Raw genomic sequence first — 13,248 nt, 5'->3', positions numbered from 1 at the left:
TTGTTGTACTGTCCGTGGCTTTTTTTTAATTGTTAGCGTAAAGTTACCGTAGGGATTAAGAGTAATAAATTACCATAAGGATTGAAAAGAAGGTGGCATCCTGCTAAAATATTGATCATCAACAAAAATATCAAGAAAGGGTGCCACCTTCCATGTACAGTATACAAGATTTTAACGAGTTTGCAAGAAAAACAGAAAATAAGGTAAGAAAATTTTTAAGGGAAGGTAAGGATCTGGCGGAACTGACTCTGGGGCTGCAGGAGGATCTGTTTGAACTTGGTCGGAATATACTGGTGGAGACTCTTGAGGGGATGGATGAACAGCTTCGAAAGTCCGGGGTCAGGAAAAACAATTGGGAGATTGTCAGGAAAGATGAGACAGGGATCTTAACGACCTTTGGAACGATCAAGTATAATAGAACGTATTTTAAGCCAAAGAGTGGTGGCAAAAGGAAATATCTCGTTGATGAGCTTGTTGGTCTTAAGCCACATGACAGAGTGAGTGCAGATGTGGTGATCAATGTGGTGGAAGAGGCCATAGACAGCAGCTACAGGAAAGGTGGAGAAAGAGCCGGATATATGGATGAAATAAGCAAGCAGGCTGTTATGGATAAAATACATAACCTTGAGATCAGCGAACATGAGCATAAGGTGGACAAGAAGAGGGATGTCAGGATACTGTATGTTGAAGCAGATGAAGATCATGTTTCCCTGCAGGGAGAAGACGATAAAAGCAAGATAGCTATGCCCAGGCTGGTTTATGTTCATGAAGGCGTAGATCCCGAAAAAAGCAGCCAAACGAGGACCAGACTTAAAAACGTTAAATATTTTGGCGGCATGTATGATGAGAGTGAGGATCTGTGGCTGGAGGTCATAGAATATATAGACAAGCAGTACAACATGGATTTCATTGAAACCATATACCTTTCCGGGGATGGGGCATCATGGATTAAGGCCGGGCTTGACTGGATTCCCAAAAGCAAGTTTGTGCTGGACAATTTTCATCTTAAGAAATATATGATAACTGCGACTGCACACTTAAACGATGGAGACATCTATCAGGAGTTGAAGGATGCATTGGATTGGCCGGACAAGGACATGGTCAAGGATGTTTTCAAGAAGATCCTCAAACGAACGGTTTCCAAAACGAAGAGGAAGGCAGTTAAGGATGCCAGACGGTACATATTGAATAACTGGCATGGAATAGAGATAAAGGCTGATAAGGGCCATGAACTGATAGGATGCAGTGCCGAAGGTCATATAAGCCATGTGTTTTCAAGCAGGCTAAGCAGCAGGCCTAAGGGATGGTCTGAAAAAGGTGTTGCCAGGATGTCCAAACTTATCGTATATAAGAAAAATGGCGGCAGGATCTATGACCTGGTTATGGCACAGAAGCTTAAGGAGAAGGAGAACAGGAAACATGAATTGCAGGATGAATTAATCAAGGAAGTAAGGAAATCATCAGAAAGCAGATATGCTGGTTCATGGAGTAGCAGCCCAACTGTAATTACCATGGGGAAAAAGACAGGGCTGTTTAATGAGATGAGGAGTATGGCCGGAATACGCTATTAGGCCCTTCATAAAGCTCGTTATGGCGTTTTTAATAGCCGGGACGACATAGATCAAGCGTTTATGCCGCGAAAGCTGCTTGATAACGAGAAGTCGGTGTGGTAGCATTGAGGTACGGCAGCAACCGCTCCAAAGCCTATCCCGCTGTTAGAGATGGCTGCTGCCGACATCTGCCGTAAGCCACACCGGCAGAGGCTCGTTGTCAAGCAGATCGTGGAATAAATGCAGCTGACAAGATTGATTGCTGTTAAAATTAATGAAATCAATCAAGACCACTGTTGCTAGTAAGAATATTTCAGGATGTCTCTATTCTTTCTTTCCCTACAGTAAATTGACGCTATCTTTAACCTCTATGTAGTTGACGGTTATCTGTCAAATGCTTATAATGAAATTAGAAGTCTGCTTTTGTTTTCATCAGGGCTCTTCCAAGCAACTGCCTTTAGTATCGGGGAAGCATCAGGTACCGGGGAACAGATGAAACGCTCAGAATCAGGTACCGGGAGGAGCTCGGCATCAAAAGCTACGAGTTTCTTAAGAAGCTGTGCAGTTCAGCCTGTTTGTGACGAGTCCGGCGGACGATGTGAACGATTCGGTATGGCCGGTCTGTCAGACGTTCCTATGAGACGAGCAGATAAAGACGGAAGACTTGCGCGGTCCACGATATTCTGGCGATGATATCATAGTAGATATGAGCGGAAGAAGCCATGATGCAGCCCTGTTATGAGATCGTCCGTCATATCTGGTTCATTCAGAATTACGGGGATAAAGAATGGCATGGGCGGAAACAAGTGGGAAATGCAGGACACTGATGGCGAGAACTGCTTCCCTAACCATAGATTGGAGTTCAATATAAGAATTAATGTTATATTCCATACGAGCGATGGAGGAGAGACCCGTGGATGAGAACATAGAAAAATGGTCGACACTTAAAGAAGTACAGGAATATCTCGGAGTCGGACGCGAAAGCATCCTGCAATGGATCAATAAGCGTAATATGCCTGACTATAAGGCCGGCAGGTTTTGGAAATTCAAGCTGTCCGAAGTTGACGGATGGATCAGATCCGGCGGCGCATCAGACGAGAACGACACGGAAGATAAAGAACAGGCTTAAAGGAGGGAAGCTCCGTTTGTGAAAAAGCTGATAGATATTCAGAGCAGTCCGGTAGCCCCTCTTTTGGACTTGCTTCTTAAGAATAAATCGACAAAGAAAAACATCATCTGGGCGACCGAAACCTATGATAAGCTGGGAGACGACTTCACAGATAAGGAACAGATAAGCCGCAGCTTTCTCTTGCAGCACGCGGACATCATCAAGCCGAGAATCCAGAAGTCACAGGAAGCGCAGCAGGAGCGCACACGAAAAAAGGCCGAGGTTTTCACCCCGGCATGGCTGTGCAACCTGATGAACAATTATTGTGATGAAGAATGGTTCGGCAGGAAAGACGTATTCAATGTAGAGAACGATGACCATACATGGACGGTTATCGAAGAACCGATTGAGTTTCCGAAGCGCAAAACATGGAAACACTACGTGGACTCCAGACGGCTGGAAATTACTTGCGGTGAAGCACCTTACCTTGTTTCCCGGTATGATGTCTCGACCGGAGAACTCATCGTTCCACCGAAACGGAGAATCGGACAGATGGATCGGAAACTCCGAATCGTGAATGAAAATGCCAGGGACTATGATGAATGGGTGAAGTGGACGATCCGGGCATTCGAAGCATCCTATGGGTATGAGTACCAAGGGGACAATCTTCTGATAGCGCGAATCAACCTGCTGCTGACGTTCATCGATTATTACAGGGAGCGTTGGGATAAAGAACCGGACGAAAAGCTTCTGCAAACGATCGTGAACAAAATTGTATGGAATATCTGGCAGATGGATGGCCTTAAGGACACAGTACCCCTTGGAAAGCTGTACGAGGAATTCCGGCAGATGACGTTTTTCGATATGTACTCTGAAATGACGGATATGGCAGATGAAGAACCCGAGGCCATACCCTGTAAGATATACAACTGGAGAAAGAACAACTCCATTCTCTTCAAAAAGCTTAAGGAGATGAAAGTCATGGGCAAAAAACTTTTTAATTTCGTTATTGGCAATCCACCGTATAACGAGGACTTTGAAAATTCCGGCAGCAACAAGAATTTTGCAAAACCTGTATATAACCAGTTTATGAATGCGGCATATGAAGTCGCTGATAAAGTAGAACTTATTCATCCAGCACGTTTCCTTTTTAATGCTGGCAGTACACCTAAAGCATGGAACGAGAAAATGCTTAATGATGAGCATTTTAAAGTTCTTGAATATGAAGCAAACAGTACTGCTGTGTTTCCTAATACGGATATTAAAGGAGGAGTTGCGATAACATATCATGACTGTGATGTGAAATATGCTCCAATTGAAATCTTTACATCATTTCCTGAGCTTAATTCCATTCTAAAAAAGGTAAAGCCATTGTCCGATGCTTTTTTAAGTACCATCATTTCTGGCAGAGGTGTATACAAACTTTCAGATAAGGCTCTGGAAGAACACCCAGAAATAATTGAAATTCAGTCTAAGGGACACAAAAAGGACGTAGGCGCTGGAGCTTTTAAGAAACTTATAAATATTGTCTTTTTTGAGGATAAGCCCTCGGATGATTATGAATACGTGAAATTCTTAGGCCTTGTATCAGGAAAAAGAATTTATTGTTGGGGAAGAAAAGACTATCAGGATGTTCCAGAGAGTTTTTACAAATATAAAGTGTTTATACCAAAAGCCAATGGAAGTGGTGCACTCGGTGAAGTACTTTCTACACCCATAATCGGGGAGCCCATAATCGGGGCTACTGAAACATTTTTATCCATAGGATCTTTTGATACTTCAGGAGAAGCGGAGCATTGCCTTAAGTATGTGCAGAGTAAATTTGCCAGAGTAATGCTTGGTATTTTGAAAATTACACAAGATAATACAAAAGATAAATGGTCATATGTCCCGCTTCAAGACTTTACCTCATCCTCCGACATCGATTGGTTGAAATCCGTTCACGAGGTTGACTTGCAGCTTTACCGCAAGTACGGGCTTGATGAAAAGGAGATCAATTTCATAGAATCACATGTAAAGGAGATGGCGTGATGGCAGCAATCAAGATTAAAGCAGCCACAAAAGTCACTCCTCAATGCTATGCGTACACGACGCCGGGAGTGCCAGCGCATGACGGCTGGACAAAGATCGGATTTACAGAGCGGGAGGTTGAGACTCGCATTAAAGAGCAGACACATACAGTTGGTGTGCTGCATAAAACGTGGTGGCACCTGCGCGCTGCATACATGACGGAACCGTTCGGAACATTTACAGATAAGGACTTTCATGCCTATCTTAAGAAGCTTAGCGTTTCCAGAGAAGAAGGTACGGAGTGGTTCCGCATTGAGCCAAACACCGCAAAGGGTAATTTTTTCGATTTTACCCAGAATCACGGCGTTGTTTCCGATGATGACGCGGACGCTGTCATTCCGTATCAGCTCCGCGACGAGCAGAACAAAGCTGCTGAGATGACACTTGATTATTTCAAGTCTCACAGCAATGGTGAATTTTTATGGAATGCGAAGCCGCGTTTTGGGAAAACACTTTCAGCTTATGATCTGTGCAAGAGACTTGATGCAACGAACATTCTCATCGTTACGAACCGCCCGGTGATTGCGAACTCATGGTATTCGGACTATGAGACGTTTTTCGGTCCGCAGTCCGGCTATCTGTTTGTCAGCAGTGTGGACGGCATCAAGGATAAAAAATATGTGATGAGCCGTCAGGAGTATCTTGATAGGCTGATGGATGAACACCACCAAATCAAAGGATGCATTGAGTTTGTGAGCTTGCAGGATCTGAAAGGTTCCATCTATTTCGGCGGGCAGTATGACAAGTTATCAGAAGTAAGCGCAGAAAAAGGCCTAAACTGGGACATTCTCATTGTTGATGAGGCTCATGAAGGCGTGGATACCTACAAGACGGATACAGCCTTCAGTCATATTCATCGCAAGTGGACGCTTCATCTTTCTGGAACACCGTTTAAGGCATTGGCAAGCGACAAATTTGCGGATGATGCGATTTTCAACTGGACATATGCGGACGAGCAGAAGAAAAAGCGTGATTGGGATGATTCCAGCGAGATAGAGAATCCGTATGAAAACCTTCCACGGCTCAGTCTGTTTACATACCAGATGTCGGATATTGTCCGCAATAAGGTGAAGCAAGGCATTGAGCTTGCAGACAATGATGTTGAGGAATACGCGTTTGACCTGAACGAATTCTTCAAGACGAACGAATCCGGCAAGTTTATACATGACACGGATGTGGACAGGTTTCTCGATGCACTGACATGTCAGGAGAAGTTCCCGTTCTCTACATCGGAACTGCGAAATGAACTGAAGCACACGTTCTGGCTATTGAACCGTGTGGCGAGCGCAAAGGCTCTGGCAAAGAAGCTTGAACTGCATCCGGTGTTCAAGGATTATAAGATTATCCTCGCTGCCGGTGACGGCAAGCTGGATGACGATGACGAAAATGAGAAGGCATTCGATCGCGTCACCGAGGCCATCAAAGAAGATGATAAGACCATTACCCTGTCTGTTGGCCAGTTGACGACCGGGATCACGATCCCGGAGTGGACGGCAGTTCTTATGCTTTCTAACATGGCGAGTCCGGCACTGTACATGCAAGCCGCTTTCCGCGCACAGAATCCATGCCTGTTCCACGACGCGCAGGGTTTCTACAGGAAGCAGAACGCTTATGTCTTTGACTTTGATCCGGCGCGTACACTGACTATATTCGAGCAGTTTGCCAATGATCTGATTCCGGAAACATCAGGGGACAAGGGAGACTTCGACCAGCGTAAGCAGCATGTGCGCGAGCTTTTGAATTTCTTCCCTGTCTATGGTGAGGATGATCAGGGCTCTATGATCGAACTGGATGCCGAGTCCGTTCTCACGATTCCTCGACACATCCATGCTAAAGAAGTCGTGGAGCGCGGTTTCATGTCAAACTTCCTTTTCACCAACATTTCCGGTATTTTTAGTGCACCAAAGGAGATCATCGACCTTATCAATGGAATGCAGGCAATTGAGGAGCCTAAGACGCTTACGCCTGTTGACATGGATGAAAATACGGCGGACGGGCTGAATCTGAATGATAAAGGTGAAGTTGAGATTCCGAAAGAGCAGGTTATTGGCACAGCACGTGAACTTTTCGGAGACAAGGTCTATAGTGATGTGGATAAAGAACTTACGCAGGCGGTTACTGATATTACGGAGCAGCATGCGAAGAATCCGAAGAAAGATGAGCTGAAGGAACTCAGAGAGAAATTCAGCAAGCCGATAGCGAGCACGCTCATCGAGACTGCGCGTCAGCAGTATGGGCGTGACTTGAAGAAATCCACGCAAAACCAGCTGGAGCGGAAAATTCAGGAAACCACGGACACTGTAGTCAACCAGGAATACGGTGATTACACCATCCGCGATCACCAGCTCGTCAAAGAACGTGACGACAAGATCTCCGAGGCACAGAAGTCCGGTGCTTCCATGTCGGAAATTTCAAGACTCGACAATGAGTACACGAAGAAGAGGCTTCAGGGCTATAAGGACACGGTGGAGAACATGCAGAAGAAGCTTCATGATGATGAGGCTGTCAAGAAAGCCGCTGAAACCATCGTGGAGACAGTCGAGACGGAAAAGCTCAACACGCAGAAGGACTCCATTGAGGGAAGCGTGAGGGATCATCTACGCGGATTCTCCCGTACCATACCCGCATTTCTTATGGCTTATGGGGATGAGAACACGACGCTCGCCAATTTCAACACGCTCGTGCCGGCTGCCGTATTCTGGGAAGTGACTGTTAATCCACAGAGCGGAGAAGGCGTGACCTTGGCTCAGTTCCGCTTGCTGCGTGATGGCGGTGATTACTACCAGAAGGACGAAAATGGGAATGAGATCCGAGACGAGGAGCACAAGAAGCGTTTCAACGGACATCTGTTCGATGAGGTCGTGTTCAATGATGCCATCCAGGAGTTCATGAAGAAGCGCACGGAACTTGCCGATTATTTCAGCGGCGACAGCAAAGGTGACATCTTCGATTATATTCCGCCACAGAAAACAAACCAGATCTTCACGCCAAAGCACGTAGTCAAGGACATGGTTGATCGCCTGGAGCAGGAGAATCCCAGATGCTTCGATGATCCGAACAATACGTTTGCTGACCTTTACATGAAGTCAGGCATGTACATCACAGAGATTGTCACCCGCCTGTACCAGAGCAAGTGTATGAAAGCTTTATACCCTGATAATGCGGAAAGATTGAATCATATCTTTGCAAAACAGGTATATGGTTGTGCACCGACGGAAATCATCTACCGGATTTGCCTAAGGTATATTCTTGGATTCAGTGATGAGATCCATATTGATAAGTACAACATTAAGCTATGCGACACATTGGAGTATGCAAAGAGCGGAACACTTGAGGGAGTAATGAAAAAACTGTTTGACCTGTAAGGGATGAATTGATCCCGATGGGATTGCTGTGGAATTCAGTGCTTGATTTTACAAATAAGAAAGTGGGATTGTGCATTGAATAAGGTGTCATTTATTGACTTGTTACAGCCGGCTGCAAGTATTCAGGCATTGATACAGGAGGACTGTTATGCTCGGAGCAATCATCGGCGACATTGTAAGGTCGCGTTTTAAATTCAATAACTATAGGAGCAAGAACTTCGACCTGTTGGCCGCAGGTTGCTTCGTCACGGATGACAGCATCATGACCCTTGCCATTGCAAAGGCGATCCTTGCCTGTGAAGGCGATTGGGAAAGCTTTGGTGAACGGGCTGCAGGGTTTATGCAGGAAATCGGACACAAACATCCGGATTGCGGCTTTAGCAGTATGTTCAATCGCTGGATTTTCAGCGACGACTCGAAGTCGTACTATAGCTTCGGGAGCGGCGTCGCCATGCATGTTTCGCCGTGCGGGTTCATCGCCAGGACCGAGGAAGAGGCAAAACTGCTCTCCAGAAAGGTCGCGGAAGTAACACACAATCATGCAGAAGGCATCAAGGGTGCCGAGGCGGTCACCATCGCAATCTTTCTGGCTCGCAGCGGTGCGACGAAAAAGGAAATCCGTGAGCGGATCGAACGCGATTATTACAAATTGGACTTCACCCTTGACGGTATCCGTGACACCTGCCAATTCAGCGAAACCTGCCAGGAAACCGTGCCGCGGGCGATCGTGGCGTTCCTTGAATCCATAACCTTTGAAGATGCCATACGAAATGCGATCAGCATTGGCGGCGACAGCAACACACTTGCTGCGATAACCGGTGCCATCGCCGAAGCATATTATGGTATACCATTCCCGCTGAAGCGCAAGGCACTCACCTATCTTGATGACGAGCTGCGCGGCATCTGTCGCGAATGGGAACAAGCGACCCGTAGAGGTAAACCCAACCGAAAATTTGATTTCATTACGAAATATATTGGTAAGCTGGATGACAGGGACAATTGGCAGGACTTTTATAGGGAATTCTATATCTTTGCTCAATTGAATCCCGAATATGGATTGAAGGATTATCAAGCTATTCTCGAAAAGCAAGGCTTGAAGTGGACTGAAGAATCCATGAAAACCGCCGATGTTGATATACTTGACGAGCAAACGGTTCTTGCTCTGATCCTTGGCGCACACCGTGCTGAACACTTTACGGAGGGCGTGCTGGAAACGTTTATCTGCGAGGGATATATTACAAAATGGCTCCGTCGTTTGAAAACGATTGACGACAAGCGTAAACCCGAGCCGGACAGGCCTGTCCTGAAGCAGGTCAGGGTCAGTCTGCAGCCTATCCGTGGGGGCAGCACAAGTGAATTACTCGTAACCAATGAGCAGGTGGTCATTAAGAACAGCATACCTGAGGGCGGCAGCGTCACCCATCAGTATGAAATTGAAGCGGCTTTGGGGATCGGGGAAGATTCCCTGAGCATAATGGAGGACTGCCTTGACGCGGAAGGTTGGCAAGATGATGCCCGGTCCTTTAGCGGAACAAGCTCTGTGTTCAACGTTTATGAATTGAAAGCTGAGTACGAAGGCGGCAAGACTGTCGTTCACAAGGGTATTTTCGACCGTGCCCACATGCCGGAAAAGCAATTTATCGTGTTCATCGATGCCATTCATGCCATTATCCGGTCGTTTGGGTTTGGCGGCATTGTCGGTCTTTCCGGCTTTATGTCCGCGCTGAAAAAGGGCGAGGTCAAATACTGCGGCGTTGAGTTCCCGGATGGCGGAAAGATCTATCACTATCGCACCGCTGATTTGCGAATTGATATCGGCGATGAGGTCGTCGTGCCCGTCGGAGAAAGCAATTACGAGCGGGAAGCAACGGTCAGGACCATTGAGTTCTGCCATTGGGACGATACGCCATACCCGCTTGAAAAGACAAAAGAGATTATCTGCCTGGTGAGCGACAAAGAGGAGCCGTCCGTATCGAACCTGTTGACTGGATCCGTCGGGGACGAGGAGGATGAAGATGATTGAAACAGAAGATTTGATATCATATTATTCCAGTGCATTTGAACAAACTTTCCGGGTACCAGATGAGTAAACAGCTGGAGGCGCAGAAATGATTGACATCGAAAAATTAAAAGATATTCTTGAGGGATACAAGACGTATTTTCCGGGCCATTTCAATGACGAGAAGTACAAGTGGGAGGCGGTAAAGTGTTTTCAGGATAATTGGAATATAGACGCTCCAAACTTTGGAGACATGTTTAGGATCGCTACGGATAAGACCGATAACCTGCTGACTTCCGGATATGTCTATCCCCGGGGCATGATTCTGAACTTTGCGAAAGTCGATGATGAAGCAACAAGGCAGATGTTCCGCAATCTTTATGATAAATCCCGTGATCTTGGTGAGCGGGTTGACGATTTCCAGTCCGTCGCCGAAACTCTCCGTGCGAAATACGATGACGGAACGTGGAAGAATCATTATCAGAGTATAAATGCTGTCAGCACTTATCTATGGCTTCGATTTCCGGATAAATATTACATCTACAAGTATGAACTATACAAGAATGCAGCGACAGAGCTTGCCGCAGATTATAAGCCGAAGCGAAATGGCTCTGCCGACAATATGACTGGTGGATTTCAGATGTATGATGAGATCTGTAAAGCAATCGCCGAAGATGCAGGGGTTGTTGCGATGGTGCAGAGTGCGTTGACGGAAAGTTGCTATCCGGATCCGAAGTTCAAGACCCTTACAGTCGATGTGGGATTTTATCTGAGTAGATTTTATCTTGATGATATGGGCAGATGGTTTCCGAAAGATTATTCGCCCAGGCTTTCTGTAAAGGATTGGGTAGAACTTCTGAACAACAATACTGTCTTTACATTGAGCAGCCTCCAGATATTAAAGCGAATGAAAGATTACGGGGGACAGGCCACCTGCAAGCAACTCTCCATTAAATACGGTGAGAGCAGTAATTTCTACAATGTCGGTTCCTCTGCGCTTGCGCGAAGAGTCGCCAAAAAGTCCGGTTGCCCGGTTATGACAAAAGACACAGAGAACTCCAAATGGTGGCCAATTCTCTATATTGGCAAATATGCTGACAGCCACACGGATGGCATATTCATATGGAGAATTCGGGATGAACTTTCAAGCGCTCTGGATCAGGTGGATTTGACGGGTATACCATTGTATGCTGATACGATACCGGGTGGAGTTGTTCCAAAATACACAAAAAAAGACTTCCTCGGTAAAGTTTATATGACGGAGGAACATTTTGATGTACTGAAAGCTTTACTCAGCAATAAGATGAATATCATTCTGCAGGGCGCACCGGGCGTGGGTAAGACTTTCACGGCAAAGAAGCTGGCCTATGCCATGATGGGTGAAATGGATGATTCCCATATTGAGATGGTGCAGTTTCACCAAAATTATTCGTACGAGGATTTTATGCTCGGGTACCGGCCTGAAGGCACTGATTTTAAACTGACGAAAGGGGTTTTCTTCAGGTTCTGTCAAAAAGCTGCCAACGATCCTAATAAAGATTATTTCTTTATCATTGACGAAATCAACCGAGGCAATATGAGTAAGATCTTTGGTGAGGTGCTAATGCTTATTGAAAACGATAAGCGAGGCCCGAAGAATAAAATTACGCTTGTATATAATGAATTGCCTTTTTATGTTCCGGAAAATTTATACATTATTGGAATGATGAATACGGCAGACCGAAGTCTTGCCATGATGGACTATGCTCTTCGCAGACGTTTCAGTTTCTTTGAAATGGAACCGGGATTCAGTTCTGAAGGCTTCAGAAGCTACCAGGCTGGACTAGCCAGTGAAACATTTGATACCCTTATGGAACAGATCAAAGCTCTGAATAAAGAAATTGCAGAGGATGAATCTCTGGGCAATGGATTCCGAATCGGCCACAGCTATTTTTGCGGATTGAAACCTGAGACGTGTATCATAGACCAGCTGCACTCCATCGTTGAATTTGATATCCTTCCGTTGTTGTCGGAATATTGGTTTGACGAACCGGCAAAGGTGCAACGCTGGGAACAGAACCTGCGTGGTGTATTCGATGACTGAAGATAAAGGGATCTTCATCAAGAATATTTATTATATGCTGTCCTATGCTTTTCAGGTTTTGAAACAATCCAATTACGAGAGTATAGCAGCAGAGGATTTTGAAAATGTTCAGGACTTATTCGCGGCGATTCTTAATAGGGGCGTAGCACAGCAGCTGAAGCAGGGACTTTACCGGGAGTACGTTCCCAGGAACGAAACTTTGGCTGCAATGCGCGGCAAAATTGATATGTCGGGAACAATCCGGAACAGAGTTCAGCGAAATCAAAAGCTGGCCTGTGAATATGATGAGCTTTCAGAAAATAATATCTTCAATCAGGTATTGAAGACAACTATGTTCTGTCTTGTGCGGGATGCCGGTGTAGCTGCGAAACAAAAAGCCGGGTTGAAAAAAGTCCTTGTGTTTTTTGGTGACATAGATCTTCTGATGCCATCGAAAATACAGTGGAACAAGCTCCATTACCAGAGGAATAACCGAAGCTATGAGATGCTCCTGAATATTTGCTGGTTCGTTCTTGACGGAATGCTTCAGACGACGGAGAAAGGCAAATATCGTATGGCCGCCTTCGCGGATGAGCATATGGCCAGACTGTATGAAAAGTTTATTCTTGAATATTATCGTCAGAACTGCACCTGCCTTTCGGAGGTAAGAGCAGCTCAGATAAAATGGGATGTAAGGGATGAAAACGGGGAAAACACGGCAATTCGCTTCCTTCCGGTCATGCAGACAGATATCTTTCTTCGGAAGGACGATGTTGTTTTGATCATCGATGCAAAATATTACGGCAATACGCTACAGAAGCGATTTGATAAACCCACTCTTATCTCAGGAAACATTTATCAGATTTTTACTTATGTCAAAAATCAGGATAAAAATCATACCGGGAAAGTGTCCGGATTACTGCTGTATGCCAGGACAGATGAGGATATTGCCCCGGATTGTTCCTTCAATATTGGCGGTAATCAGATAGGAGCAAGAACTCTTGACCTGAATAAGGATTTCAAAATCATCTCCGCACAGCTGGACGGTATTGCAGAGAAATATTTCGGAAAACCGGAAAAAAAGCTTTGACACC

Annotated in this window: 7 protein-coding genes; all 7 read left to right on the top strand. The window is 45.6% G+C overall.

All coding sequences use genetic code 11. The annotated features are described in order from the left end of the window. The first annotated feature begins 152 nt into the window (after positions 1-152). The 7 genes from QBE55_12205 (at position 153) to mcrC (ending at position 13,244) form a co-directional block, all read left to right on the top strand. Positions 153-1,571: an ISLre2 family transposase gene (locus tag QBE55_12205; protein WZL78268.1), complete on the top strand. Its 1,419-nt coding sequence runs from the start codon at positions 153-155 to the stop codon at positions 1,569-1,571. A gap of 892 nt (positions 1,572-2,463) precedes the next feature. After that, complete coding sequence (locus tag QBE55_12200; protein WZL78267.1) at positions 2,464-2,679, top strand: helix-turn-helix domain-containing protein; 216 nt, start codon at positions 2,464-2,466, stop codon at positions 2,677-2,679. Positions 2,680-2,697: 18 nt separating this feature from the next. Next, complete coding sequence (locus tag QBE55_12195; protein WZL78266.1) at positions 2,698-4,689, top strand: Eco57I restriction-modification methylase domain-containing protein; 1,992 nt, start codon at positions 2,698-2,700, stop codon at positions 4,687-4,689. After that, positions 4,689-8,093, top strand: coding sequence for a DEAD/DEAH box helicase family protein (locus QBE55_12190; protein ID WZL78265.1), 3,405 nt, complete (start codon positions 4,689-4,691; stop codon positions 8,091-8,093). Before QBE55_12195 ends, QBE55_12190 begins: the two co-directional genes overlap by 1 nt. A 148-nt stretch (positions 8,094-8,241) precedes the next feature. Then, complete coding sequence (locus tag QBE55_12185; GenBank protein WZL78264.1) at positions 8,242-10,116, top strand: ADP-ribosylglycohydrolase family protein; 1,875 nt, start codon at positions 8,242-8,244, stop codon at positions 10,114-10,116. A gap of 85 nt (positions 10,117-10,201) precedes the next feature. Next, the gene (locus QBE55_12180; protein WZL78263.1) at positions 10,202-12,175 is read left to right on the top strand and encodes an AAA family ATPase; all 1,974 of its coding nucleotides are present in this window, start codon (positions 10,202-10,204) and stop codon (positions 12,173-12,175) included. Then, complete coding sequence (gene mcrC, locus QBE55_12175) at positions 12,168-13,244, top strand: 5-methylcytosine-specific restriction endonuclease system specificity protein McrC (protein ID WZL78262.1); 1,077 nt, start codon at positions 12,168-12,170, stop codon at positions 13,242-13,244. The genes QBE55_12180 and mcrC overlap by 8 nt, the downstream gene beginning before the upstream one ends. The last annotated feature ends 4 nt before the right edge of the window (positions 13,245-13,248 follow it).

The sequence above is a fragment of the Eubacteriales bacterium mix99 genome, from assembly GCA_038396605.1.
Classification (GTDB): Bacteria; Bacillota; Clostridia; order Caldicoprobacterales; family DTU083; genus UBA4874.
The sequence above is the reverse complement of the archived record's forward strand: the minus strand, read 5'-3'. Positions and strand labels throughout refer to the sequence as shown.

What these genes read in the sequence shown, in the direction of transcription:
- QBE55_12205 (WZL78268.1), top strand. Translation starts at nt 153, where the DNA reads ATGTACAGTATACAAGATTTTAACGAGTTTGCAAGAAAAACAGAAAAT.
- QBE55_12190 (WZL78265.1), top strand. Translation starts at nt 4,689, where the DNA reads ATGGCAGCAATCAAGATTAAAGCAGCCACAAAAGTCACTCCTCAATGC.
- QBE55_12185 (WZL78264.1), top strand. Translation starts at nt 8,242, where the DNA reads ATGCTCGGAGCAATCATCGGCGACATTGTAAGGTCGCGTTTTAAATTC.
- QBE55_12180 (WZL78263.1), top strand. Translation starts at nt 10,202, where the DNA reads ATGATTGACATCGAAAAATTAAAAGATATTCTTGAGGGATACAAGACG.
- mcrC (WZL78262.1), top strand. Translation starts at nt 12,168, where the DNA reads ATGACTGAAGATAAAGGGATCTTCATCAAGAATATTTATTATATGCTG.